The sequence below is a fragment of the Stenotrophomonas sp. RG-453 genome, from assembly GCF_033843685.1.
Taxonomy (GTDB): domain Bacteria; phylum Pseudomonadota; class Gammaproteobacteria; order Xanthomonadales; family Xanthomonadaceae; genus Stenotrophomonas; species Stenotrophomonas bentonitica_A.
This window is the reverse complement of the sequence record NZ_JAMYED010000005.1, coordinates 83,726-109,012: the sequence shown is the minus strand read 5'-3', so window position 1 is coordinate 109,012 and position 25,287 is coordinate 83,726. Positions and strand designations below refer to the sequence as shown.

The 25,287-nt window shown below is 68.0% G+C and carries 23 protein-coding genes, 1 other RNA gene and 1 pseudogene; 17 read left to right on the top strand and 8 right to left on the bottom strand.

Features of this window, described 5'->3' with window-relative positions; all coding sequences use genetic code 11:
- The first annotated feature begins 17 nt into the window (after positions 1–17).
- The 3 genes from ribH to thiL all read left to right on the top strand — a co-directional run bounded on the left by ribH (position 18) and on the right by thiL (position 2,111).
- Entirely contained in the window at positions 18–485 is a 468-nt protein-coding gene (gene ribH / locus NJD74_RS11215) for a 6,7-dimethyl-8-ribityllumazine synthase (RefSeq protein ID WP_038690522.1), read from the top strand.
- A complete protein-coding gene (gene nusB / locus NJD74_RS11210) occupies positions 482–961 on the top strand; it encodes a transcription antitermination factor NusB (RefSeq protein WP_038690521.1) in 480 nt (159 codons plus the stop codon). The genes ribH and nusB overlap by 4 nt, the downstream gene beginning before the upstream one ends.
- 184 nt (positions 962–1,145) lie before the next feature.
- Complete coding sequence (gene thiL, locus NJD74_RS11205) at positions 1,146–2,111, top strand: thiamine-phosphate kinase (RefSeq protein ID WP_070471710.1); 966 nt, start codon at positions 1,146–1,148, stop codon at positions 2,109–2,111.
- Between the two features lie 40 nt (positions 2,112–2,151).
- Here the strand turns inward: thiL and NJD74_RS11200 are convergent, their stop codons facing one another.
- Both NJD74_RS11200 and NJD74_RS11195 read right to left on the bottom strand, forming a co-directional pair.
- Positions 2,152–2,874: a molecular chaperone gene (locus NJD74_RS11200; RefSeq protein WP_102789037.1), complete on the bottom strand. Its 723-nt coding sequence runs from the start codon at positions 2,872–2,874 to the stop codon at positions 2,152–2,154.
- A gap of 76 nt (positions 2,875–2,950) precedes the next feature.
- Positions 2,951–3,463 (bottom strand): fimbrial protein, encoded by a 513-nt coding sequence (locus tag NJD74_RS11195; RefSeq protein ID WP_070471763.1) that lies wholly within the window; start codon positions 3,461–3,463, stop codon positions 2,951–2,953.
- A 460-nt stretch (positions 3,464–3,923) separates the two neighbouring features.
- Here NJD74_RS11195 and NJD74_RS11190 point away from each other — a divergent pair, with 460 nt between their 5' ends.
- The 4 genes and pseudogenes from NJD74_RS11190 to NJD74_RS11175 all read left to right on the top strand — a co-directional run.
- Positions 3,924–6,368, top strand: coding sequence for a fimbria/pilus outer membrane usher protein (locus tag NJD74_RS11190; RefSeq protein ID WP_254427833.1), 2,445 nt, complete (start codon positions 3,924–3,926; stop codon positions 6,366–6,368).
- Between the two features lie 33 nt (positions 6,369–6,401).
- Entirely contained in the window at positions 6,402–6,911 is a 510-nt protein-coding gene (locus NJD74_RS11185; protein WP_070471713.1) for a fimbrial protein, read from the top strand.
- Positions 6,912–7,066: 155 nt separating this feature from the next.
- A complete protein-coding gene (locus NJD74_RS11180) occupies positions 7,067–7,927 on the top strand; it encodes a type 1 fimbrial protein (RefSeq protein ID WP_254427834.1) in 861 nt (286 codons plus the stop codon).
- Between the two features lie 32 nt (positions 7,928–7,959).
- Positions 7,960–8,577 (top strand): annotated as a pseudogene (locus NJD74_RS11175) (autotransporter outer membrane beta-barrel domain-containing protein); the annotation flags it as partial.
- Positions 8,578–8,663: 86 nt separating this feature from the next.
- On the opposite strand, the gene NJD74_RS11170 reads toward NJD74_RS11175, so the two are convergent.
- The 4 genes from NJD74_RS11170 to NJD74_RS11155 are packed head-to-tail and all read right to left on the bottom strand — an operon-like array spanning position 8,664 to position 12,689.
- Complete coding sequence (locus NJD74_RS11170; RefSeq protein WP_102789015.1) at positions 8,664–10,055, bottom strand: FAD-linked oxidase C-terminal domain-containing protein; 1,392 nt, start codon at positions 10,053–10,055, stop codon at positions 8,664–8,666.
- Entirely contained in the window at positions 10,055–10,594 is a 540-nt protein-coding gene (locus NJD74_RS11165; protein WP_070471716.1) for a metal-dependent hydrolase, read from the bottom strand. The genes NJD74_RS11170 and NJD74_RS11165 overlap by 1 nt, the downstream gene beginning before the upstream one ends.
- Complete coding sequence (locus tag NJD74_RS11160) at positions 10,594–10,962, bottom strand: YraN family protein (protein WP_070471766.1); 369 nt, start codon at positions 10,960–10,962, stop codon at positions 10,594–10,596. The genes NJD74_RS11165 and NJD74_RS11160 overlap by 1 nt, the downstream gene beginning before the upstream one ends.
- 5 nt (positions 10,963–10,967) lie before the next feature.
- Positions 10,968–12,689 carry a penicillin-binding protein activator gene (locus NJD74_RS11155; protein WP_070471765.1) on the bottom strand — a complete coding sequence of 574 codons (1,722 nt, stop codon included), beginning with the start codon at positions 12,687–12,689 and terminating at the stop codon, positions 10,968–10,970.
- A 79-nt stretch (positions 12,690–12,768) separates the two neighbouring features.
- Here NJD74_RS11155 and rsmI point away from each other — a divergent pair, with 79 nt between their 5' ends.
- Positions 12,769–13,590 carry a 16S rRNA (cytidine(1402)-2'-O)-methyltransferase gene (gene rsmI / locus NJD74_RS11150; RefSeq protein ID WP_319624202.1) on the top strand — a complete coding sequence of 274 codons (822 nt, stop codon included), beginning with the start codon at positions 12,769–12,771 and terminating at the stop codon, positions 13,588–13,590.
- Positions 13,591–13,869: 279 nt separating this feature from the next.
- Here rsmI and rnpB read toward each other — a convergent pair.
- An RNA gene (gene rnpB, locus NJD74_RS11145) (RNase P RNA component class A) lies at positions 13,870–14,220 on the bottom strand.
- Positions 14,221–14,246: 26 nt separating this feature from the next.
- Positions 14,247–15,023 (bottom strand): NRDE family protein, encoded by a 777-nt coding sequence (locus NJD74_RS11140; RefSeq protein WP_319624201.1) that lies wholly within the window; start codon positions 15,021–15,023, stop codon positions 14,247–14,249.
- 324 nt (positions 15,024–15,347) lie between these two features.
- Between NJD74_RS11140 and mraZ the strand changes: the two genes are divergently transcribed.
- Genes mraZ through murG form a run of 9 tightly spaced genes read left to right on the top strand, consistent with a single transcriptional unit; the run spans position 15,348 to position 25,262 of the window.
- Complete coding sequence (gene mraZ / locus NJD74_RS11135; protein WP_019182494.1) at positions 15,348–15,794, top strand: division/cell wall cluster transcriptional repressor MraZ; 447 nt, start codon at positions 15,348–15,350, stop codon at positions 15,792–15,794.
- A 14-nt stretch (positions 15,795–15,808) separates the two neighbouring features.
- Entirely contained in the window at positions 15,809–16,777 is a 969-nt protein-coding gene (rsmH, locus tag NJD74_RS11130; RefSeq protein ID WP_319624200.1) for a 16S rRNA (cytosine(1402)-N(4))-methyltransferase RsmH, read from the top strand.
- Complete coding sequence (ftsL, locus tag NJD74_RS11125) at positions 16,774–17,037, top strand: cell division protein FtsL (protein ID WP_019182492.1); 264 nt, start codon at positions 16,774–16,776, stop codon at positions 17,035–17,037. Before rsmH ends, ftsL begins: the two co-directional genes overlap by 4 nt.
- A complete protein-coding gene (locus tag NJD74_RS11120; RefSeq protein WP_070471720.1) occupies positions 17,034–18,878 on the top strand; it encodes a penicillin-binding transpeptidase domain-containing protein in 1,845 nt (614 codons plus the stop codon). The genes ftsL and NJD74_RS11120 overlap by 4 nt, the downstream gene beginning before the upstream one ends.
- Positions 18,875–20,377 (top strand): UDP-N-acetylmuramoyl-L-alanyl-D-glutamate--2,6-diaminopimelate ligase, encoded by a 1,503-nt coding sequence (locus tag NJD74_RS11115; RefSeq protein WP_070471721.1) that lies wholly within the window; start codon positions 18,875–18,877, stop codon positions 20,375–20,377. Before NJD74_RS11120 ends, NJD74_RS11115 begins: the two co-directional genes overlap by 4 nt.
- Positions 20,374–21,768 (top strand): UDP-N-acetylmuramoyl-tripeptide--D-alanyl-D-alanine ligase, encoded by a 1,395-nt coding sequence (gene murF, locus NJD74_RS11110; RefSeq protein ID WP_102789018.1) that lies wholly within the window; start codon positions 20,374–20,376, stop codon positions 21,766–21,768. Before NJD74_RS11115 ends, murF begins: the two co-directional genes overlap by 4 nt.
- Complete coding sequence (gene mraY, locus NJD74_RS11105; protein WP_019182488.1) at positions 21,758–22,843, top strand: phospho-N-acetylmuramoyl-pentapeptide-transferase; 1,086 nt, start codon at positions 21,758–21,760, stop codon at positions 22,841–22,843. Before murF ends, mraY begins: the two co-directional genes overlap by 11 nt.
- On the top strand, positions 22,843–24,171 hold the full coding sequence (ftsW, locus tag NJD74_RS11100) for a putative lipid II flippase FtsW (protein ID WP_019182487.1): 1,329 nt from the start codon (positions 22,843–22,845) through the stop codon (positions 24,169–24,171). The genes mraY and ftsW overlap by 1 nt, the downstream gene beginning before the upstream one ends.
- A complete protein-coding gene (murG, locus tag NJD74_RS11095; RefSeq protein ID WP_319624199.1) occupies positions 24,168–25,262 on the top strand; it encodes an undecaprenyldiphospho-muramoylpentapeptide beta-N-acetylglucosaminyltransferase in 1,095 nt (364 codons plus the stop codon). The genes ftsW and murG overlap by 4 nt, the downstream gene beginning before the upstream one ends.
- The last annotated feature ends 25 nt before the right edge of the window (positions 25,263–25,287 follow it).

Sequence of the window (25,287 nt, the reverse complement as noted above, 5' to 3'; positions counted from 1 at the left end):
TGGACCCCACGCCGAACATGAGCCACTACGAAGGCGACCTCCGTACTCCGGAAAAGGCCCGTTTCGCCATCCTCGCCAGCCGCTGGAATGCCCGCATCACCGACGTACTGGTCGCTGGCGCGCGGCAGAGCCTGGCCGGCAACGGCATCGACGAAGCCGCCATCGACGTGATCCGTGTGCCCGGCGCATGGGAACTGCCGCTGGTGGCCGCCCGCCTGGCCGCCGCGCATGAACATGCCGCGATCATCGCCCTGGGCTGTGTGATCCGCGGCGACACCCGCCACTACGAACACGTGGCCGATGGCTGCGCCGAAGGCCTGATGCGCGTGCAGCTGGATTTCGGCGTGCCGGTGCTCAATGGCGTGCTCGCCGTGGAACGCGCCGAGGATGCCGAGGCCCGTGCCGGTGGCAGCCATGGCAACAAGGGTGAGGAAGCCGCACTGACGGCGTTGGAAATGGTCAATCTTCTGGAGCAGTTGCCGTGAACAAGTCGAACCCGGGCAAGCCCTCCGGTAAACCCGTCCGCCGTGATGGCATCGACCCCGTGCTGCGCTCGCGCGCGCGCCGTCGTGCCCTGCAGGCGATCTATGCGTGGCAGATTTCCGGTGGCAACGCGCAGACCGTGATTGCCCAGTTTGCCCACGAGCAGGCGCGTGAAATCGCCGATCTGGCCTATTTTGAAGCGCTGATCCACGGCGTGCTGGACAACCGCAAGGACCTGGACGAGGCACTGACCCCGTACCTGGATCGCAGCATCGACGAAGTGGACGCCATCGAACGCGCCGCGCTGCGCGTGGCCGCCTTCGAAATGCGCTACCGCCTGGACGTGCCGTACCGCGTGGTGATCAACGAAGCGATCGAATCGGCCAAGCGCTTCGGCTCCGAGCATGGTCACACCTACGTCAACGGCGTGCTGGACCGCGCGGCCGTGGAATGGCGCAAGGTCGAATCGGGTCACTGACCCGCCGGTGGCAATGAGCCGCCGGCGGTAATGACCCGTCTGGTAGTGCCGGCCGCTGGCCGGCAACCACCGGGCGTCTGAGGTTGCCGGCCAGCGGCCGGCACTACCGACAACCGCACGCCGCGCGGCACGTACAACCGCCCCACCGCGCACTGCGCGGCACGCACAACCGCGGGAGCGCCCCATGTCCCTTGCCGAATTCGCCCTGATCGACCGCATCCGTGCCCGCACCGCCGAGCGCGACGACGTGGTGCTCGGCATCGGCGATGACGCCGCGCTGCTGCAGCCGCGCCCGAACGAACAGCTGGTGGTCACCGCCGACACGCTCAACAGCGGCGTGCATTTCCCGGCCGAGACCATGCCCTTCGACATCGGCTGGAAGACCCTGGCGGTCAACCTGTCCGACCTGGCTGCCATGGGCGCACGCCCGGCCTGGTGCACGCTGGCGTTGTCGCTGCCCGACGCGCACCCGGACTGGATCGAATCCTTCGCCGACGGCTTCTTCGCGCTGGCCGACGAACACGCCATCGCGTTGATCGGCGGCGACACCACGCGTGGCCCGCTGTCGCTGTCGGTCACGGCGATGGGGCAGGTGGCACGCGGCCAGGCGCTGCGCCGCGACCGCGCCCAGGTGGGCGATGACATCTGGGTGAGCGGCACACTCGGCGACGCCGCCGGTGCCCTGCAGCTGTGGCAGCGCGGTGAGTTGAACATCGCCACCGCCACCGTGCTGGGTGATTACGAAACACTGCGCCTGCGCCTGCTGCGGCCGACCCCACGGGTGACGCTGGGCCTGCGCCTGCGTGCCTTCGCGCATGCTGCCGTGGATATCTCTGACGGCCTGCTGGCCGACCTGGGCCACATCACCACGCGCAGTGGCGTGCGTGCCGAAGTGGATGCCGACGCCGTGCCGCTGTCACCGGCCCTGCGTGCGGTGCTTGGCCGCGACGCCGCGCGTGCGTGTGCCCTGCGCGGCGGCGACGATTACGAACTGTGTTTCACCGCCGCCGCCGACCAGCGCGAGGCGCTGCATGCCGTGGCCGAATCGCTGCGCCTGCCGCTCACCCGCATCGGCCGCATCGTGGAAGGGCAGGGCGTGCAGTGCGAAGGCGAAACCGGGCCCGGCGGCTACCAGCACTTCGCGGAGTGAGCAGCCGGCAGAGCCCGGCGCCACGGTCGCGAGGCGGGTGTTACGGGATGCTCACGGTCGCCTGCTGGTCCCGCGGCGTGCCGTAGTCGTCCAGCCACTGGAACGTCACCTTCGCCGGCATCGGGGCACCCGCCGGCAGCGCGTAGCGCACCTGCTGGCCCGGGGCGATCATGTCCACCTCCACCTTGCGGCCGTCCGCCAGCGTCAGCGTGCTCAGGGTGACGTGGTAGGCGGTAGGGTTGGTGACCTGCAAGGCATTGCCCGCACCGGTCCATACCAGCGCAGCCGCGGCATCGCGGGCGTTGCCGGGCAACCCTGCGGGACGGTGAAACAGCTTCACACGCGTGCGCACGGCGAATTGCAGCAGATTCTTGCCTGCGGCATCGGTCGGCTTGGGCGGAATGTCCAGCAGGTTGAAATAGAACACCGATTCGCGGTCGGTTGGCAGCGGTGCCTCCGACGGGCGCGGTGCATAGGTGATGCGATAGGCCTGGCCCTGATGCGCCTGCAGCAGGCGCGGGTCGGCCGGGGTAAGCCGGAACGGCGTGCGCACGTTCTCCGGCCGGGCATGACTATCGCCCGCGTCCACCCACACCTGCACCATGGCCGGCTGGTCGCCACCGTTGCTTGCCTTCACTGTGACGTCGCGACCCTTGCCTGCGTCGTGCACGATGCGGGTGCCTTGCAGCGTAACCGCGGCCAGCGAGGCATGGCTCGCCAGCAGCAGCGTCACCAGGGCGAACGCCCGGGATGTAATGCGCATGTTCATTGCTCACCTGCTCCAGAAGAAAGTGCCGTACCTGCCGCACGTGCGGCAGGTACGGCGAAAGGGCGTTGAGTTACTTGTAGAGCACCACGAAATCACCGGATGCATCGGCCTTGCCGGCCGTTGCGTCCTGGCCCGGCGAGGCGTACCACGCGCTGTAGTCCAGCTGGCCTTTGCCGTCGGCAGGAATGACCACCCACTGCGTGGGATCTTCACCGATCTTCTGGTGCGCACCGGCGGCGTCGTACAGCGCAACGCCCACGTTCTGCGCGCCGCCCGGAGCGACACCCAGGTTGCCGGTGCTGCCATGCGGCGTGCCGCCAAAGCGCACACCCACCTCCTGGGAACTGCCCGAACCGGAGCAGTCCAGGCCGATGCTGAAGTTCTTCTGGCCGGCACGGGTGTTGGCGTTGACCGACTTCAGGTCGACCTGGCCCATGGCCACTGTGATGGTGCCGCCGGTGGAGTCCACCGCGCAGGTGGAGGTCATCAGCTCGCCGGTGATCTCCAGCTTCTCGGCCATGGCCGACGGTGCGGCCGTGGCAGCCAGCAGGGAAATGATCGCTACATTCAATTTGTTCAACATGATCTGCACTCGGGTTGGAAAATACGAGGAGCGCAGTGTCGTTCCAGACATATCTCGGAACCATGCAATAAGTTGCAAACGATAGGCGGTGTCTTAAATGGCCGCCGTTTGTACAGGTGGCGTTCAATGCACGGCGCACCGTGCCCGCGCGTGACACCTATAGGGAATCCGCCGCATTTCAAAAACTGCAGATCGGGTGACGCTGAAAATGAATGCGCTTGAAACTTAGATAGGCAAAATCTCTCTAGTTCTAAGGGTTGCATTGAGCATTGCAACTAATTGCATGGGATGACGCGCGGTAGACCCCTACGCTGCGACCCCTCATCCACAGGGAGATGTCGGTTTCAGCCGACGTCGAATGATCGTCGCCATGAATGCATGCTCGCCAGTCTTCGCTCCGCCTCGTCGTCGCACGCGCCACTGCTTGGCAACGGCTATCGCCGTCTCGCTGGCATTGGGTATGGTCGCGCCAAGCCGGGCCGATCCGCTCGACGGCCTGCAGTTCAGCGAGGGGTTCCTGATCGGCGGCGAGGCCATCGACCTGCAGCGCTACGCGCAGGGCAATCCGATGGCGCCAGGCGTGTACCCGCTGGACCTGGTGGTCAACGGGGCGTTCCGCGAAAGCCGCGACATCACCTTCGTGCCGGGCGAACAGGGCGCCGTGCCGTGCCTGCCGGTGGCACTGGTGCGCGAACTGGGTCTGAAGGATGCCTACCTGACGCCACTGGGTGATGATGCGTCGGCCTGTGTCGACCTGGTGGCCATCGTGCCGGGCGCCACGGTCAGCTTCGACAGCGGCGCGTTGCAGCTGCTGGTGACGGTTCCGCAGGCCGCACAGGTCAGCACCGCGCGTGGCTACGTGGCACCGGCGCAGCGCGACTATGGCGTCACGGCAGGATTCTTCGACTACAACGTCAACCACAATCGCAGCCAAGGGCAGGACAACACCTACGCCAGCGTCAATGCGGGCATCAATCTGGGTGCCTGGCGGTTGCGCCATCGCGCGTCGTTCAGCCAGGGCACGCACGGTTCGCGACACGATGTGATCAGCAGCCACCTGCAGCGCGACCTGCCGTGGCTCAACAGCCAGTTGCTGATCGGCCAGAGCAGCACCGGCGGCGAGTTGTTTGAAAGCGTGGCCTTCAGCGGTGCACGCGTGGCCACCGACGAGCGCATGCTGCCCGATTCGCTGCGCGGCTTTGCCCCGGTGGTGCAGGGCATTGCCGAGGGCAACGCGGTGGTCACCATCCGCCAGAACAGCCATGTCATCCATGAGGTGACCGTCGCGCCGGGGCCGTTCTCCATCGAGGATCTGTACCCCACCAACTTCGGCGGCGACCTGGACGTGACTGTCACCGAAGCCGACGGCCGGACCCAGCGCTTCAAGGTCAGCTTCTCGGCGGTGCCGCAGGCGCTGCGCCCCGGCGCCAGCCGCTTCAGCGCCACCGCTGGTGAACTGCGCGCCTCCCGTCGCGGCGGTGAAGACCTGCGCTTTGCCGAAGGCACCTACGCACGCGGCATCAGCAACCGCTTCACCGCATTGGGCGGCGTACAGGCCAGTGAAGGTTTCCAGGCGGCATTGGTCGGCGGTGCGGTGAACACGCCGATCGGCGCGTTCGGTGCCGACATCACCCATTCGCGCGCACGCCTGAGCAACGGCGAGCAGGTGACCGGCAACAGTGTGCGGCTCAACTTCCAGCGCTATGTTGCCGCCACCGGCACCAACTTCGGCCTGGCCGCGCACCGCTACAGCACGCAGGGCTATCTCACCCTGACCGACTTCGCCGACGCACGCAGCGACGACTGGGGCTATGGCCGCCGTGCGCGCCAGCGCTACCAGGTGAACTTCTCGCAGCGAGTGGGCGAGCGCAGCACGCTGTCGCTGAGCGGGGGCCATGTGAGCTACTGGGACAGCGCCGACCGCCAGAACGATTTCCAGCTGCGCTTCCAGAGCACCTGGGGCCGCGCCAACTACGGCATCTCCGCGATGCGCTACCAGTTGGGCAACGGCCGCCAGGACACCCGCTATGCATTCAACGTGAGCGTGCCGCTGGGCCGCAGCCCGAGTGCGCCGCGCCTGAGCAGCCAGGTCGGGCAGTCCGCTGCCGGTCACCAGGCGCAGCTGGGCATCAACGGCACGCTGGGTGAGGACCGCGCACTGAGTTACAGCCTGTCGGCCAGCGATGCCAGCAACGGCCAGCGCAGTACCAGTGCCTACACCACCTACCAGGGCGGACGTGGCACCTTCAGCGCGGGGTATACCCGTTCCGGCGACTACAGCGCGGTGTCGGCCAGCGCGGCCGGCAGCGTGGTGCTGCATGGCGGCGGCGTCAACCTCGGCGCCCCGGTGGGCGACGGCTTTGCGTTGATCCAGGCCGAGGGTGCGCATGGGGCAAAGGTCGGGTACGGAAGCGATACCCGGGTGGCGCGCAATGGCTATGCGTTGCTGCCGCACGTCAGCCCCTACCGCTGGAACCAGATCGACCTGGACCCGTCCGGCCTGCCGCTGGATGTGGAACTGCTGCAGACCTCGCAGCGTGTCGCCCCCACCGCCGGCAGCATCGTGCGGGTGGCCTTCAACGCCAAGCGCGAGCGCACGCTGTTCATCGATGCCACCGACGCGCTGGGCCAGCCCCTGCCGTTCGCCGCCCGCGTTGAAGACGAGGCCGGCCGCGCATTCGGTGCGGTCGGGCAGGGCGGGGTGATCCAGTTGCGCGGCGCGCCCGAACACGGCCAGTTGATCGTCGATCCCGATGGTCCACAGCGCTGTCGCCTGCACTACACCACGCCCGATGCCCCGGATGCCTACGGGCTGTCCTGGAGCCAGGCGGTCTGCACACCGCTGCCCGCGCCCAGCCCGGGTCTGCAGGCCGCTCTGGATGTGTCCAGCGCAGCGTCGTTCTGAGTCTTTCTTTCCTTTCCCTATCTGGAGTTCTGCATGAATCTGTTCAACCGCTTGACCCTGTGCACCGCTCTGTTGGCCGTGGCGCCGCTGGCCATGGCCGACAGCGCCACCCTCACCATCAGCGGCCGGGTGCTGCCCGGCACCTGCACGCTTACGGATGCGCGGATCGATCTGGACCCGGTCAAAACCAGCGACCTCACCCCCGGCACGGACAGCCAGATCAAGGCCGGCGCGCTGGAGTTCAACGGCTGCGTGGGCGTGAGCAAGGCGGTGCTGTCCTTCGCCGGCACCGCTGCCGACGGCGATGCGACGCGCTGGAAGAACACCGAAGCTACCGACCCGGCCGGTGGCGTGTCGATTTCGCTGCTGTCGGGTACCACCGGCAGCACCTATCTCAAGGACGGCGACACCGGCATCGATGTGCCGGTGACCGGCACCAGCGCGCGTTACGACCTGAGAGCGGCGTACTACCTGCCTCCCGCAGGCGTGCCCGAAGCCGGTGGGGTTTCCACGGAGATCGTGGTGACGGCGGACTACGAATGAGAACGAATGTACCCACGCCGACCAGAAGCATGATCAGCGCCGCGCGCCAAATCAGGCGGGCAAGGCACTCCGGACTGCGCATGGCGATCGGCTTGCTGTGTTCACTTGGCTTCTGCGCGACTGCAGTTGCGTGTACGACAAGCCGGGGTTACCCGATGAACTTCGACAAGACCTACAGCTCCTCGCCGCCCTCCGAGGGACGGTTCATGGATTACGGCGGTGCCGTTGCCAACTTCAGCGCATGCAGTGTCCCCGGCCTCTATGATATGGCGCTCACGCTGGATATGCCTGGACTCAGGCCGGCAGGTACCATCAGCTATGACGGAATGACGCTGCCCGTTTACGACTTTGCGGATGATTCGCCGTTGATCGGCTTTGCGTTCATGCAGGTCATAGGATGGTCTGCTCAACCCGTCACTCCGGGTAGTACCACACCGTATGTCATGGATATAGCGGCAACGGAGAGCCCCAAAGCCGATTTCAATTTTCGCGCCTACGCTTTCTCACGGGGAACTCCCATGCGCACCTATGAGATGTCAGGCAGCCTCAAGATCGATGCGCCTGATTTTCCTTCGCTGGGACTCACGATTCCGCTCAGGATCAACCTGAAATTCCCACACGTCACGTGCCCGCTGCTGGACGCGGCGGAGGACCTGCGGGATGTCGATTTCGCCGAGTTGTCCGCACCAGGCAGCACGGCAGGAGAGAAAGTGGTGGCCATTCGGATGGATTGCGGCGCGGATACGCCCCGGGCCAGGATCTCGTTGCATGATGCTGCAGACCCTGGCAATACCGGAAGCCAGCTGACACCCAGTGCGGGTTCGGATGCCGGCGGTGTCCGTGTGCAGCTGATGCGTGCAGGCAGCGAGGTCCAGTTCGGCCAGCAGTGGGATTTCGACCCGGGGGTGGGCGGCATGCATAACCACGAGTTCACGGCGCGCTACATCCGCACCACGGAGACACTCACGCCCGGCATCATCAAGGGGGAGGCGGTGTTGAACGTCGATTACTGGTAGCGGCGATGTCGGGAGTTTCGCCAGCGTCGCAGGCGGATCTGACCGGCTACACCGCTACCGGCCGCGTGCGTGGTACTGCCGCTGGGTGTTTATGGCACCTGGTTGCAGGATGGCGAGGGCACTCACGGCGCCTATATGGATACGAACGTGCAGTACGGCGGTTTCGACAACCGCGTGAGGGGTATCGGCCTGGAGCCGGAGCAATACGATTCGCGGATGGCCAGGGCGTCGCTGGAGGCCGGTTACACGTTCAACGTCTGGCAGGGTGCGTCGAGCCAGCTGTATCTGCAGCCGCAGCTGTCGTATGTCGACTTCGACGCTGATCGCCATGGAACACAACTGCACGGCGATCGATCGTGCCGATGCCGGTGGCCTGAACGGGCGCCCGGGCTGTGCGCGTGTTCGGTCATGGCGCTGCAGCTGGCACGTACCTGGGGGGGAACTGGCTGCGCGGCAGCGGCACCAGCGCCTTGCAGTTCAACGGTGACACGCTGGGTGCGGATGTGCCGCGCAACCGCTATGAAATGCAGGCCGGTGCCGAGTTGAAGCTGGGCCAGCGCTGGGGCGCATGGGGTGGCCTGACCGTGCAGCGGGGTGACCACGGTTACCGCAATGTGGGTGGCCAGGTGGGCCTGCGCATGGCCTGGTAAGCGACAGTGCCGGGGTCGGAGCCCATTGCTTGGCAATGGGATCCGACCCCGGGTAACCGGTAGCGCCGGGCCATGCCCGGCGGGTGTCACCCCGGCGGCAGCACCTTGCCTGGGTTGAGGATGCCATCCGGATCCAGCGCGGCCTTGATCGCGCGCATCGTTGCCAGCGTGGCCGCGCTGAACGCCTTGGCCATGAAGTCGCGCTTGGCCAGGCCGATGCCATGCTCGCCCGACAACGTGCCGCCCAACGCCAGCGTCAGTTCGAAGATCTTCGGCAGCGCCGCATGCGCGCGTGCGTTTTCGTCGGCGTCGTCGGGGTGGTAGAGGATGTTGACGTGCAGGTTGCCGTTGCCGGCATGGCCGAAGGTGACGATGGTGAGCGCGTATTCGCGCGCCAGCGCCTGCACGCCGGCCACCAGGTCGGGGATGCGCGACACCGGCACCACCACGTCTTCGTTGATCTTGCCCGGGGCGATGCTGCGCAGCGCGGGCGACAGCGCCTTGCGCGCGGCCCACAGTTTTTCGCGCGCGGCCCCTTCCATCGCCACGTCCAACGCGATCATGCCGTCGCCCTCGGCGGCGGTGGCCAGTGCCTGCAGCAGGTAGGGCAGGGTGTCGTGGTCGCCGTCGGCTTCCACCAGCAACATCGCGCCGGCCTCGGGCACGTCGGCGCCATTGCGACGCAGCAGCTCCAGGCTGCGCGCGTCCATGAATTCCAGCCGCGTGGGCACCACCGGTTGCGCCATCAGCCGCGACACGGCCGCCGCGGCCGCATCGGCATCGCGATACAACACGCGCAGCCCGGCCTGGGCGACCGGAAGCGGGGTGAGCTTCAGCGTGGCTTCCACGATCAGCGCCAGGGTGCCTTCGCTGCCCACCAGCAGGTGGGTAAGGTCGTAGCCGGTGGCGTCCTTGGTGTAGGCGCCGCCGCAGTGGATGAGGTCGCCTGCGCCGGTCACCGCCACCAGCCCGAGCACGTTGTCGCGGCTGGTGCCGTACTTCACCGCGCGCGGGCCACCGGCATTGCACGCCAGGTTGCCGCCGATGCTGCAGATGTCGGCGCTGGACGGGTCCGGTGCCCAGAACAGGCCGTGCGGCATCAGCGCCTGCTGCAGGTCGCCGTTGAGCACACCCGGTTCGACCACCGCGCAGCGGTTGCCAGGCTGGATGTCGAGGATGCGCGCCATGCGCGCGAACGACAGCACGATGCTGCCGTTGACCGGTACCGCCGCGCCGGTGGTGCCGGTGCCCGCGCCGCGCGCCACCACGGCCACATGGTGCGTGCGGCAGGCGCGGACCAGCGCCACCACCTGCTCGCGGTCACGCGGAAACGCCACGCCGAGCGGCAACTGGCTGCGCCAGGAGTTGTCCTGCGCGTGGGCGGCCAGCACGGCGTCATCGGTGCGCCAGCCGTCGTCGCCCAGCAGGGCATGCACGGTGGACAAGAAGGCGGCGGGCAGGGCGGGGGTGGTCGACATCAGGCGTTCCGGGAATTCACAGGGGCGCGTTGGATCAGCCTCCAGCCGATCACGGCGGCGGCCAGCGGCAACCACACCCAACGCAGTTCAGATACAACAGTGGCCAGCCCGCGCGCGCTGAAGAACTGCCCGGCGAACGGCGACACACGGATCGGGCGCCACGGTGCGAACAACCGCTCGCCACTCCATGGCCACCACAGGGCAACACCCAGCCCGCCGGAGGTGAGCGCGTCCAGCAGCGGGTGCGACAGCGCACTGATGCCAACGAACGCGGCGGCCTGCACTGCACTGGCGCGCAGGCGCGTATGCAGTACCGCAGCGAGCACGGCCAGCACCGCAGCGAACACGATCGAATGACTGGCCCCACGGTGGCCGAAGCTGTCGGCATAGGGAATGTGCAGCGCGAAGGCCAGCACATCGGCGTCGGGCAGCATCGCCGCGACCACGCCCGCGGCCAGCAACGGCGCGGCGATGCGACCGCGATCCGCGGCGCACCACAGCGCCAGCGGAATGGCGGCGTGGGTGAAGATGGAGGGCATCAGCAGTCGTCCAGCCGGAACGCGTCGCGCAGCCAGTTCAGCTGCGGCGGCTCGCCACTGGCTTCAACCACGTCGAAGCGGCAGGGCTGCTCGGCCAGCCAGGGATGCGATTGCAGGAACAACTGCGCGGCGATCACCAGCTTGCGTCGCTTGCGCAGGTCCACCGAGGCCGCGCCGCCGCCAAAGCGGGCACTGGCGCGGTAGCGCACTTCCACGAACACGACGACATCGCCGTCGCGCATGATCAGGTCGATCTCACCGCGGCGATAACGCGCGTTGGTGGTGACCGGGCGCAGCCCGGCCTCACGGAGATGGTGCTGCGCGGCGGCTTCCACCGCCGCGCCACGTAGCGCGCGCCCTGTCGGCACGCCGATCAGTTGCTGCTGGCGATCGGCATCGGCCGGCCGCCGCTGAAGGTCGACCACGCCGGTACCCGCAACACGTTGCCGTTGCTGTCCAGGAACAGGGTGCCGGTGGCGCCGGCCAGGCCGCCTTCGGTGGCGACCTTGTCCAGGTAGGCGCTGATCTTCCAGGCGTCGAAACCAAACGCGAACAGCCGACCGGAGGCGCCACGTGCCGAGGGCAGGATCTGCCCGGCGGTGGACGCGGCTGGCAGGCCGGGCACGCCGCGCACGTTCCAGGCTTCGTTCGGGTAGACGATGCCGTCCAGCGCCATGTCTTCTTCGGGCTTGCCGGCGCCGACGGTGAGCTGGGAGGTGCCGACGCGGGTGGCGCCGCCGGCACCGGCCAGTGCGAGTTGCGGCGTCAGCGCACGCGCCTGTGGTGCCTTGACCGCCAGCAGCACGCCGTCGATGGCACCGGCGGCACGCACCTGCGCGCCGATATCACCGACGGTGTCGCTGACGCCGATCGTCGCCACCACCTGGCCACCACGCTGCGCGAAGCGCTCGCGGAAGGCGGCAGCGGCACGGCGGCCGTTGTCATCGTTGCTGTGGATCACCAGCACCTTGCTGCGTTCGCGGCCGCGAAGATACTCGGCGGCGATGATGCCGTCGTCTTCCGGGGCCAGCGAGAAACCGGCGCTACCGGCCGGCGGGGTGTCCTTGCCGCGGTTCAGCGCCAGCACCGGCACCGGAAGCTCGCGGCGGCCGAACACGGCATCCACTTCGTCGCGGCCGAGCGGGCCGACGATGAAATCGGCGCCGGCGGTCACGGCCTTGTCGTAGGCCGCCACGGCCCCGGCCGCGGTGCCGGCGGTATCGATGAACTGGATGTCCGGGCGGCGGCGGGTTTCACCGTAGTAACCGCTGAGCAGGCCATCGCGGACCGGCTGCGCGGCGGTGGCCAGGCGGCCACTGAGCGGCAGCAGCACGGCCATCTTCACGGGCGGACGATAGCCATCGCTCATCGCCGGCGGGCGCTTGCTGGTATCGAACTGCGAGGCGCCTTCGCGATCGAACGGACGCGGCAGCGGCAGGCCCCGGGCGATCAGCGCACGGCCGGCGAAGTTGTACAGCGGCTCGTTGGCCGGCAGTGCCGCCGCGCGGGCGCGCAGGGTGGCATCGTCCAGCGTGCCGAGCAGGCCGGCGATGGCCTGCTGGTTGTCGGTACGCGCTTTGCCGGTCAGCGCGGCGTGCGCACGGGCGCGCTCGAGCGCGGCACCGAGGTTGTCGCCGGTGGCCTGCAGTGCGTTGGCGCGCGCCAACTGCCAGCGGGTACGCAGCGATGGGGTGACCGCCTCGGCCGATTCTTTCAGTGCGGCCAGCGCCTGCGCCGGCTGCTTGTCGGCCAGGGCCAGCTCGGCGGTGGTCAGCTGATACCGCTGCAGGCTGGCGCCGCTGAGCTGGCGCGCAGTGACCTGGGCCAGCAGCGTGCGGGCGCGGGTGGCATCGCCGGCTTCGTGCCAGGCGAAGGCGGCATCGGCCAGCGCGGCGCTGCGGGCACTGCCGCGCAGGGTGTTGGCCAGGGCTTCCAGCTGGACCGCCGCATCGCGCGGCTTGCCCTGCTCGATCAGCGCCAAGGCCTGGCTCTGGGCCGGCGAATCCGGCGCACTGGTGAAGCTGGTCGTGGCGCAGCCGGCAAGCAGCATCAGCGACAACGAAAGGGCGGAGATCCGTACGACGGGCTTGTTCATGATCAGGTCCATTCGATGGGGGCAGCGGCCGTGGCCGGGGAACGGTACGATTCTACCCTTGACCACGGAAGAGCCGCTGATGAGTGCTGTCCCCACGCTGTATGTCGTTGCCACCCCGATCGGCAACCTCGCCGATCTGACCCCGCGGGCACAGGACGTGCTGCGTTCGGTGGCCGCGATCTGCGCCGAGGACACCCGCCGCAGCGGCCAGCTGCTGGCCCACTTCGGCATCCAGCAGCCACTGGTGGCGCTGCACGATCACAATGAGGAAGCGCTGTCGCAGCGGATCGTGGCGCGCCTGCTGGCCGGTGAGTCGCTGGCGCTGGTCAGCGACGCCGGCACCCCGCTGGTGAGCGACCCGGGCTATCGCCTGGTCCGCGCCGCGCGCGAAGCCGGGATCAGGGTCAGCCCGGTGCCCGGCGCCTGCGCCGCGATTGCCGCACTGAGCGTGGCCGGCCTGCCCAGCGACCGCTTCACCTTCGAAGGCTTTCTGCCGGCCAAGGCCTCCGGCCGTCGTGAGCGCCTCAACGCACTGGCCGGTGAAACCCGCACGCTGGTGTTCTATGAATCCTCGCACCGGATCACCGAATCGCTGGCGGACATGATGGCTGCGTTCGGGCCCGAGCGGCCGGCGGTGCTGGCGCGCGAACTGACCAAGCTGTTCGAGACCGTGCTGGACGGCGACCTGGCCTCGCTGCTGCAGCAGGTCGAGGCGGACGACAACCAGCGCAAGGGCGAGTTCGTGGTGATGGTGCAGGGCGCGGCCGACGATGAGGAGGCTCAGTTGGCCGCCGGCCGCCGCATGTACGCCAAGCTCAGCGAACACCTCCCGCCGTCCACCGCAGCCAAGCTCGCCGCCGAACTCACCGGTGCCCCCAGAAAAGCCCTGTACGGCGGTTGATCGGCCGGTCGCGCCACCCCACGGGTGGCTGCACGCGGTGCCAAAGAAGGTAGCCACCCCATGGGTGGCTGCACGCGGTGCCAGAACGTGAGGCAGCCACCCATGGGGTGGTTCTACCGCGCGTGCAGATTGAATGCCGGCCCACGCCAACCGTCTGGATGCACAGCCCCCTTTGGTAAAGGGGGGCGCGGCGACAGCCGCGGGGAACTGGGCGCTGGTGGCCCGGGGCCCCAGGTTTGCGCTGCAAACCCTGGGGCTTTTTCGTCATGACGAAAAAAGCGGCGGAGCCGGCCGATAAGCCGGGTTTTGTCGTGGACAGTCATTCTTCTAGGCGCTGCGTCACCGCAGCGCTCAAGCAACCTACCCGGACCCGACGCGGGCCACGCCATTAGGTCCCTATTTGGTCTTGCTCCAGGTGGGGTTTGCCGTGCCGGTCTGTTGCCAGACTCGCGGTGCGCTCTTACCGCACCATTTCACCCTTACCGGCTTCCCGAAGGAAACGTAGGCGGTATCTTTCTGTTGCACTTTCCGTCGGCTCGCGCCGCCCAGGCGTTACCTGGCACCTTGCCCTGTGGAGCCCGGACTTTCCTCGGCATCCGCAAGGGATGACGCGACTGTCTGGCCGACTCCGCCGTGCGCATTGTCCCACATTCACGTCACCTCGGCGCAGACAGCTGCGTGGTCGTCAGCCGGGTCTCGCCGATGCAGACACCCTCCGCATCGAACCGGCGCTCGGCGATGAAGCCGTGGCCATTGGCGTCCAGCGCGATGATCGTGCTGGCGCGGGTGCCGTACTCGGGGCTGCGGATGAAGGCGGAGGACAGCCAGCGCTCGCGCGCCAGGCCGATGCCGGTGTCGGGCAGGGCGCGGTCGTCGGCGCGGGTCTCATCGCGCAGGGCGTCCCACAGCGGGGTCAGGTCCTCGCTGCCGGCGTCCACCCACGCGCGCAGCGCTGCGTTCAATGTCACGGTTTTCGGCCACGGCGCGTCCAGCGGCCCGTTGGACACGCCATGGATGCCCGGGGCCAGCGGTTGGCGGTGCAGGGGGTGGTTGCCCAGGAACTGGCAGCTGCCGCGGTCGGCCAGCACCAGGTTGAAGGGGGCGAACTCGACCGCGCGTGCGGCGAGCTGGTCGGCGAAGACGGCCGCCGGCGCATCGTCGCGCAGGTAGCCGGCCACCAGGGCGCCGCGCGAGGGGCCGGTCTGCCGGGCCAGCGGGTCGCGGACATTGGTCACCACCGCCATCCGACCCTGCGCGCCGATCCCGGCCCAGGTCCCGCCCGAGCGCAGGTCGCGGCCGGCGGCCACGGCCTCATCCGGCGGAGGCCAGCGCGCCAGCGCGGCGGTGGGCCGCGCGTGGAACTCATCGCGGTTGCCGGCCATCACCAGCTGCCAGAGGGGGTGTGTTTTCCATGCGAGGGCGAGCAGACACATGCCTCACATTGTGCAGGTTCTGCGCAGCGGCGAGACGATGCCGACCGCGTCAGGACTGAATACGCGGCGATGTTTCACGCGGTCTCCACAGGCCTGAACTTCGGCGAAATCTCAAAAAATGAGACGAAACAGCAACTTGTGGATAAGCCTTGAACAAGTCTCTAAACATTGCTGCAAGCCCTTGATGTTCAAAGTGATTTCCCCTTCGCAAAGTTGTTGACAACCCAATCGGCACTGCTAAGGTGGGCATGAGAGGGGAAACCGGGTTTTTTGTGGTTTTTCGTGGTTCAATGTTTCACCAGGCGAAGGAAAGGTGAAAACGTCGTGTTTCAAGGCGAGACGGCCATCACTGTTGACGACAAAGGGCGCATGGCGGTTCCGACCGCGCATCGCGACCTTGTCGCGCGTGTGAGCAACAACCGTCTGGTCCTGACCTACAACCCGTTCGAGTCCGGCTGCCTCTGGCTGTACGCCGAACAGGAATGGGAACGCGTCCGTGATGACGTCATGTCCAAGCCCAACACACAGCGCGTCGTGCGCCTCCTGCAACAGAAGCTGGTCGGTTCGGCCGCGCATCTGGAGCTGGACGGCAATGGCCGCATCAGTATTCCCGCCAGCCACCGTGGTGCCGTTGGCATTGAAAAGAAGGCGGTGCTGCTCGGTATGGGCGACAAATTCGAATTGTGGAGCGAGCAGGCTCATCGCGCGTTGATCCAGCAGACGTTGTCTGACGAGGATCTCGGCGATGGGTTGCTCGACCTGAAGTTGTGAGCCGGGGTGCCCGGATGCGCGGAGCAGCGCAGACCGGTCACCTTCCGGTGTCGCAGTCGCCGGCAGGCCACCTGCCGGTCCTGTACACGCAGGTCCTGGATGGCCTGAAGGTGATCGAAAACGGAGTGTATCTCGATGGCACGTTCGGTCGTGGCGGTCACGCCCGCGGCGTGCTCGAGCAACTCGGTCCCGGAGGCCGGCTGCTGGTCATGGACAAGGATCCGGAGGCGATTGCGGTAGCCGAGCGTGATTTCGCGCCGGACCCGCGCGTCTCGATCTTCCGTGGCAGCTTCGCCGATCTGCTGCACTGGGAGGCCACGGCGCAGGGCCTGGATGGCGTGCTGTTCGACCTGGGCGTGTCCTCGCCCCAGCTGGATGTCGCCGAGCGTGGCTTCAGCTTCGGCAAGGACGGCCCGCTGGACATGCGCATGGACCCGGACAGCGGCGAAAGCGCGGCGCAGTGGCTCAACCGCGTTGAAGAGCGCGAGTTGATGGACGTGCTGTGGACCTACGGCGAAGAACGCCAGGGCCGCCGCATCGCCAAGGCCATCGTCGCCCGCCGCCACAAGCAACCCTTCACCCGCACCGCCGAGCTGGCGGAGGTGATCGCCTCGGTGATGCCGCGTGGCAAGGACAAGATCAACCCGGCCACGCGCAGCTTCCAGGCGATCCGCATCCACATCAACCGCGAACTGGCCGACCTCGAGGCCGGCCTGGATGCCGCCCTGGCGCGCCTCAAGCCCGGTGGCCGCCTGGCCGTGATCAGCTTCCATTCGCTGGAAGACCGCATCGTCAAGCAGTTCATGAACCGCCATGCCAAGGCCCCGCCGAGCAACCGCCGGGTGCCCGAGGCGCAGCCGTTCGTGCCGACCCTGCTGCTGCACGGCGGCGCCATCAAGGCCGACGATGACGAGCTGGCGGTCAATCCGCGCTCGCGCAGCGCCGTGCTGCGCGTCGCCGAGAAGTGCGAGGTGGCCGGATGAGCCGCCTGCTGTTGATCGTGCTGCTGGCCTGCACCGTCGCCTCGGCGATCGGCGTGGTGTTCATGCGCCATCGCCACCGCCAGACCTTCGTGGAGCTGTCCCGGGTCGAGCGGGCGCGCGATGAGATCAACATCGAGTTCGGTCGCCTGCAGCTCGAGCAGGCCACCCTGGCCGAGGCCACCCGGGTCGACCGCGTCGCCCGCGAGCGCCTGGGCATGAAGTTCCCCGAAGCGGCCGATGTCGTGGTGATCCGGCCATGAACAAGTCCGGGCGCAACCGTGCGCGCAACAGCTTCAACCTCCGCCAGCGCCTGAAGTGGGTGGGGCTGGCGCTCGGCTTGTGCTCGGTCTCGCTGGTCGGTCGCGCTGCCTACGTGCAGATCATCAACAGCGAGTTCTACCAGCGCCAGGGCGAAGCCCGTTACCTGCGCGAGCTGCCGATCAATACCTCGCGCGGCATGATCACCGACCGCAACGGCGAGCCGGTGGCGGTCTCCACGCCGGTCGCCTCGATCTGGGTCAACCCGCAGGAACTGCTGCGCGCCCCGGACCGCATCCCGGAGCTGGCCACCGCGCTGGGCATGCCGCTGGACGAGCTGACCTCCAAGCTCTCGCAGAAGGCGGACAAGGAATTCATGTACCTGCGCCGCCGGATCAATCCGGACGACGCGGAGAAGGTGGTCGCGCTGAAGATCCCGGGCGTGGCCTCGCAGCGCGAGTTCCGCCGCTTCTACCCGCAGGGTGAGGCGATGGCGCACGTGCTGGGCTTCACCAACATCGACGACCGCGGCCAGGAAGGGCTGGAACTGGCCTTCGACGAATGGCTGCGCGGCAAGGCCGGTGCCAAGCGCGTGATCCGCAACCGCAAGGGCGACACCGTCGAGAGCGATCTGCTGCGCGCCGCCGAGCCGGGCAAGGACCTTACCCTCAGCATCGACCGCCGCATCCAGTTCCTGGCCTTCAAGGAGCTGCGCAACGCGCTGATCGCCAACAAGGCGGCCGGCGGCTCGATGGTGATCATGGACGTGGCCACCGGTGAAGTGCTGGCCATGGTCAACCTGCCGACCTACAACCCCAACGCCGTCGGCGGCGCGGCACCGGACACCCGTCGCAACCGCGCGGTGACCGATCTGGTCGAGCCGGGTTCGACCATGAAGCCGCTGACCATCGCCTCGGCGCTGCAGTCCGGCGTGGTCACCAAGGACACCACGGTGGATACCAACCCGGGCTACATGGCCGTCGGGCGTTTCACCATCAAGGACGTGCCGCGCAACAACGGCGTGCTCAACGTCACCGGCGTGATCACCCGCAGCTCCAACATCGGCGCGGCCAAGATCGCGGCCAAGATGCCGGACCAGGTCTTCTACGACCACGTGCACAGCTTCGGCTACGGCGTGTCGCCGCACAGCGGCTTCCCCGGCGAATCGGCCGGCGTGCTGCCGCGCCCGGCACGCTGGAGCGGCTCGTCCAAGACCACCATGTCCTACGGCTACGGCCTGAATGTCACCCCGCTGCAGATCGCCACGGCGTACTCGGCGCTGGGCAACGGCGGCAAGTTGATCGCGCCGACCTTCGTCAAGGGCCAGCGCAACGAAGGCAAGCAGATCATCGATGAGAGCATCGCCAAGGAAGTGGTGGCGATGATGGAAACCGTGGTCACCCAGGGCGGCGCCAAGCAGGCCGCGGTGCTGGGCTACCACGTGGCCGGCAAGACCGGTACGGCCCGAAAGGCCGGCCCGGGCGGGTACGAGCGCGGGCATTACAACGCGCTGTTCGCCGGTGTGGTGCCGGCCACCAACCCGCGCTTTGCCACGGTGATCGTCATCAACGACCCGCAGGCCGGCAAGTACTACGGCGGCCTGGTGTCCGCACCGGTGTTCCACAACGTGATGGAAGGCGCCCTGCGCCTGATGGACGTGCCGCCGGACGACATCGAGTCGTGGCTGGCCGCCCAGCAGTCCGGAAAGATGGGCCACTCGGCCTCGGTGCTGCCGATGCCGCCGCCGGAAACGGTGATCGCCCCCGACGCCGCCGCAGAATTCGATGCCGCGCTGCCCAGCGCGCACGCCACGGTGCCGCCCGCGCAGGGAGGCACCCAATGAGCCAGACGATGTTGCTTTCGCAGTTGCTTCCCGATGTGGCGCTGAGCCACGATCCGACCCTCACCGGCCTGGTGCTGGACAGCCGCGCGGTGCGCCCGGGCAACGCCTTCGTGGCGATCGCCGGTTTCGGCGCGCACGGGCTGGGCTTTGTCGACCAGGCGCGCGCCAATGGCGCTGCAGCGATCCTGTTCGACCCGCCGGCCCCGGCCGAACTGCCGGCGCCGGCCGATGCGATCGCCGTGCCGGGCCTGCGCAACCGCATGGGTGCGATGGCCGACCAGTTCCACGGCCATCCCTCGCGCGCGATGACGATGGTCGGCGTGACCGGCACCAACGGCAAGACCTCCACCGTGCAGCTGCTGGCCCAGGCCTGGCACCTGCTCGGCACCGCCAGTGGCAGCATCGGCACGCTGGGCGTGGGTCTGTACGGCGACGTCGTGCCGACCGGGTTCACCACGCCGCTGGTGCTGCAGATGCATGAGGTGCTGGCGCAGCTGCGCGATGCCGGCGCCCAGGCCGTGGCGATGGAAGTCAGCTCGCACGCGCTCGACCAGGGCCGCGTGGACGCCGTGCATTACGACGTGGCGGTGTTCACCAATCTCACCCGCGACCATCTCGACTATCACGGCGACATGGCGCAGTACGGTGCGGCCAAGGCCAGGCTGTTCCACCGCGATGGCCTGAAGGCTGCCGTGGTCAACCTCGATGACAGCTTCGGCAGCGAGCTGCTGCGCACCATCGGCGAGAGCGTCCGCCCGATCGGCGTCAGCTCGCGCGGTGCCGCACAGGCCACCCTGCGTGCCGATTCGCTCACCCTGGATGGGCGCGGCATCGCCTTCGACCTGGTGGTCGACGGCCAGCGCCATCCGGTGCAGTCGCCGCTGCTCGGCCGTTTCAACGTGGACAACCTGCTGGCCGTGGCCGGTGCGCTGTATGCGCTGGACCACACCCCGGCCGCGATCGCCGCGCTGCTCTCGCAGCTGCAGCCGATTGCCGGCCGCATGAACCGCCTGGGCGGCGAGGGTGGGCTGCCCACCGTGGTGGTCGATTACGCCCACACCCCGGATGCACTGGAACAGGCCTTGACCAGCGTGCAGGGCCATCTGGCCGGCCGCCTGGTCTGCGTGTTCGGCTGCGGCGGCGAGCGCGATACCGGCAAGCGCCCGCAGATGGCCGCCATCGCCGAACAGCATGCCGACGTGGTGATCGTCACCGACGACAATCCGCGCGGCGAAGACGGCGACGTGATCGTGGCCGACATCCTCAAGGGATTTGACGCACCCGCGGCGGTCACCGTGCAGCGCGACCGTGCCGCCGCGATTGCTGCTGCGATCGGCCAGGCCGGCACGGGCGACATCGTGCTGATCGCCGGCAAGGGACATGAGCCCTACCAGGAGATCCACGGGGTCAAGCACGCCTTCGACGACACCGAGGTTGCCGGCCGAGTGCTGGCCGCGCGTGTGGACAACGTGGGCACGCTGCGCAGGGAGGCCCCATGAAGCGCACACCGCTGTCGCTGATCGCCCATTGGGCCGGTGGCGAGATCCATGGCGAAGACACCGCCATCGATGCGATCAGCAATGACACCCGCACGCTTGCCCCGGGCAGCCTGTACGTGGCGCTGCGCGGCGAGCGTTTCGATGGTCATGATTTCGCAGCCGACGCCCTGGCGCGCGGTGCTTCGGCGATGCTGGTCGAGCGCCTGCTGGATGTGGCCCTGCCGCAGATCGTGGTTGCCGACAGTGAGCACGCCCTGGGCCGCATCGCCGCCGGCATGCAGCGCGACCGCGGCACCGAGGTGTTCGCGATCACCGGCAGCAACGGCAAGACCAGCGTCAAGAGCCTGCTGCTGGCGATTCTGGAGCAGGTGGCACGGGACGACCGCAAGGTGGTCTACGCCAACCCGGGCAACCGCAACAACGAGATCGGCCTGCCGCTGGCGGTGCTCGATGCGCCGGAAGATGCCGACTACGCCGTCTACGAGATGGGCGCCGGCAAGCCGGGCGATATCGCCTACCTCACCGAGATCGTGCGCCCGCACTACGCGCTGGTGAACAACATCGCGCCGGCGCATCTGGAGCGCATGGGCAGCCTGCAGGGCGTGGCCACCACCAAGGGTGCGATCTACGCGGCGCTGCCCTCCGATGGCGTGGCTGTGATCAATGCCGATGACGCCTTCGGGATCTGGTTCGAACAGCACATCGTCGGCCAGCCGTCGCGCTGCCGCGTGCTGCGCTACGGCCTGGACCACAGCGCCGATGTCACCGCACGTGCGATCCGTCCGGCCGCGCAGGGCAGCCAGTTCGTGCTGTCCACGCCGCAGGGCGATGCAGAGATCACGCTGGGCCTGCCGGGCCGGCACAACATCAGCAATGCCCTGGCCGCTGCCTCGCTGGCGTTGGCCGCAGGCCTTCCGGTGGCGCAGATCGCCGCCGGCCTGGCCCGCGCCGAGCCGGTCCCCGGCCGCCAGATCGCGCACCAGCTGCCCAATGGCGCGGTGCTGATCGATGACAGTTACAACGCCAACCCCGGCTCGTTGGCCGCGGCCATCGATGCCCTGGCAGGCACGAAGGAAGAAGGCTGGCTGGTGCTTGGCGACATGCGCGAACTCGGCCCGGACGGCGAGGCGCTGCATGCGCAGGCCGGCCGCCGTGCGCGCGAGGCTGGCCTGGCGCGGCTGTACACGCTCGGTCCGCTGAGCGCCGCCGCCTCGACCGCCTTCGGTGAAGGCGGCCAGCATTTCCAGAGCCACCAGGCCCTGGCCGCCGCGCTCGCCACCGAACTGCATGCCGGCGTGCGCTGCCTGGTCAAGGGCTCGCGTGGCAGCGCCATGGACACGATCGTCAAAGCGCTGCTCGCGCAAGGAGAGGAAACCCCCAATGTTGCTTGAACTGGCCCGATGGCTGCAGCAGTTGGAGAGCCTGTTCGGGCTGTTCGGCTACCTGACCCTGCGCGGCATCCTCGCGGCGCTGACCGCCCTGTTCCTGTCGCTGTGGCTCGGCCCGGCGATGATCCGCAAGCTTGCCCAGTTCAAGGGCGGCCAGCCGATCCGCAAGGACGGGCCGCAGACCCATTTCTCCAAGGCCGGCACGCCGACCATGGGCGGTTCGCTGATCCTGCTGACGATCACGCTGTCGGTGCTGCTGTGGGCCGACCTGCGCAATCGCTACGTCTGGCTGGTGCTGGCGGTGATGCTGTGCTTCGGTGCGATCGGCTGGTACGACGACTGGATCAAGATCGTCCGTCGTGATCCCAACGGCCTGAAGTCGCGCTGGAAGTACCTGCTGCAGTCGATCTTCGGCCTCGCGGCCGGTCTGTTCCTGTTCTACACCGCCGATGTCCCGGCGGCGATGACGTTCTACATCCCGATGTTCAAGTCGATCGCGCTGCCGCTGGCCGGCATCAGCTTCGTGGCCATCGCCTACTTCTGGATCGTCGGCTTCTCCAACGCGGTCAACCTGACCGACGGCCTGGACGGGCTGGCGATCATGCCGACGGTGCTGGTCGCCTGCGCGCTGGGCGTGTTCGCCTACGCCTCGGGCAACGTGGTGTTCTCCAGCTACCTGCAGATCCCGCAGATCCCGGGCGCCGGTGAGCTGGTCATCATCTGCGCGGCGATCGCCGGCGCAGGGCTGGGCTTCCTCTGGTTCAACACCTATCCGGCCATGGTCTTCATGGGCGACATCGGCGCGCTGGCGCTGGGCGCGGTGCTGGGCACGATCGCGGTGATCACCCGCCAGGAACTGGTGCTGGTGGTGATGGGTGGCGTGTTCGTGATCGAGACGCTGTCGGTGATGATCCAGGTCGCCTCGTTCAAGCTGACCGGCAAGCGCGTGTTCCGCATGGCGCCGATCCACCACCACTTCGAACTGAAGGGCTGGCCGGAGCCGCGCGTGATCGTGCGCTTCTGGATCATCTCGGTCGTGCTGGTCCTGATCGGCCTGGCCACGTTGAAGGTCCGCTGATGAACGACCTCTCGCGCCAAGCCACCCGCCTGGAAGCCATCGGAGGCCACTTCGACAAGTGGCTGCTGGGCGCGATCATCGCGCTCACCGGGCTGGGCGTGGTGATGGTCGCGTCGAGCTCGATCGCGTTGATGAGCAGCCCGTTCTACTACCTCAACCGCCACCTGATCTTCCTGGCGGTGGGTATCGGCCTGGCGATCATCGCCATGCGCACCGAGCTCAAGAGCATCGAGCAGTACAACCAGATCCTGCTGCTGGGCTGCTTCGCGCTGCTGGTGGTGGTGTTCATCCCGGGCCTGGGCAGCAGCGTCAACGGTGCCCGCCGCTGGATCAACCTGGGCATCTCCAAGTTCCAGACCGTCGAAGCGGTGAAGGTGCTCTACATCGTGTGGCTGTCCAGCTACCTGGTCCGCTTCCGCGATGAGGTCAATGCCACCTGGCCGGCGATGCTCAAGCCGCTCGGCGTGGCCGGCGCGCTGGTGGTGCTGTTGCTGCTGCAGCCGGACTTCGGCTCGTCCACGCTGCTGCTGGCGATCACCGCCGGCATGCTGGTGCTGGGCGGGGTCAACATGCCGCGCATGTCCATGCCGGTGATCATCGGCATGGTCGGCATGAGCGCGCTGGCGATCATCGAACCGTACCGCATGCGCCGCATCACCTCCTTCCTGGACCCGTGGGCCGACCAGCAGGGCGACGGCTACCAGCTGTCCAACGCGCTGATGGCCGTGGGCCGCGGCGAGTGGACCGGCGTGGGCCTGGGCAACTCGGTGCAGAAGCTCTATTACCTGCCCGAAGCGCATACCGACTTCATCTTCTCGGTCACCGCCGAAGAGCTGGGCTTCCTCGGCACCTGCCTGATCATCGCGCTGTACGCACTGCTGGTTGGCCGCACCTTCTGGCTGGGCATGCGCTGCGTGGAAATGAAGCGTCACTTCTCCGGCTACATCGCCTTCGGCATCGGCCTGTGGATCAGCATGCAGAGCTTCGTCTCGATCGGGGTCAACCTGGGCATCCTGCCGACCAAGGGGCTGACCCTGCCGCTGATTTCCTCGGGCGGCTCGAGCGTGCTGATGACCTGCGTGGCGATGGGCCTGCTGCTGCGCGTCTCCTACGAACTGGATCGCGCCGAGCGCCGCCAGGCCGTGCGCATGGGTGCCGACCAGGAGGGGCCGCTGCCGGGGGATACGCCCAGGGCCGAGAGCGCCAGTGCGGTCGCCGCAGCGATGCAGGACAGCGGCAACCGCGATGCGGCACCGCGCGACAGTTCCACCCGTGGCACCAGCCGCATGCAGCAGCGCATCGAGCCGACGCTGGGGAGGATGGGATGAGCACGCCTCGTCTCGATCCGTCCCGTCGCCCGGTCATGATCATGGCCGGTGGTACCGGGGGGCACATCTTCCCGGGCCTGGCCGTGGCCAAGGTGCTGCGCGAGCGCGGCGTGCCGGTGACCTGGCTGGGGGCCGATGGCGCGATGGAAACGCGCCTGGTGCCGCAGCACGACATCCCCATCGACACGCTGGCCATCGGCGGCCTGCGCGGCAAGGGCAAACTGGCCCTGCTCGGCGCGCCGCTGCGGCTGCTGCGTGCGATCCGCGCGGCCGGCTTCCTGATCCGCGATCGCCAGCCGCGTGCGGTGATCGCCTTCGGTGGCTTCGCCTCCGGCCCCGGCGGCATCGCCGCGCGCTTGCATGGCCTGCCGCTGCTGGTGCACGAACAGAACCGCGCCCCGGGCATGACCAACCGCGTGCTGTCGCGCGTCGCGCGCCGCGTGCTGGCCGGCTTCCCGGGCAGCTTCGCGAAGCGGGAGGAGGCGGTCGGCAATCCGGTGCGTGCCGAGATCGCCGCGATCACGCCGCCGGATCTGCGCCTGGCCAATCGCCATGGCCCGTTGCACCTGCTGGTGCTCGGTGGCAGCCAGGGCGCACGCGTGCTCAACAACGCGGTGCCCAAGGCGTTGGCCGCACTGGGCGCCGGCATGCCGGTGCAGGTGCGTCACCAGAGCGGCGAGAAGCTGCATGCCGAAGCGCTGCAGGCCTATGCCGATGCCGGCGTGCAGGCAAGCGTGGAACCCTTCATCGCCGATATGGCCGAGGCGTTCGCCTGGGCCGATCTGGTCGTGTGCCGTTCCGGTGCCTCCACCCTGGCCGAGCTCTGCGCGGTCGGTGTGGGCAGTGTGCTGGTGCCGTTCGCGGCGGCCGTCGACGATCACCAGACCCGCAATGCGGAGTATCTGGTCGAGCGCGGCGCGGCCGTGTTGCTGAAGCAGGATGAAACGCTGGCGACGCAGCTGGAAGGCGTGCTGCGCGATCTGTCCGAAAATTCCGCCCGACGCATGCAGATGGCCAACGCCGCGCGTGCCCTGGCCAAGGTCGATGCCGCTGAGCGCATCGCCGACATCATTCTCGAGGAATCCAAATGAACACCGCTACGCGCGCCAGCCTGGC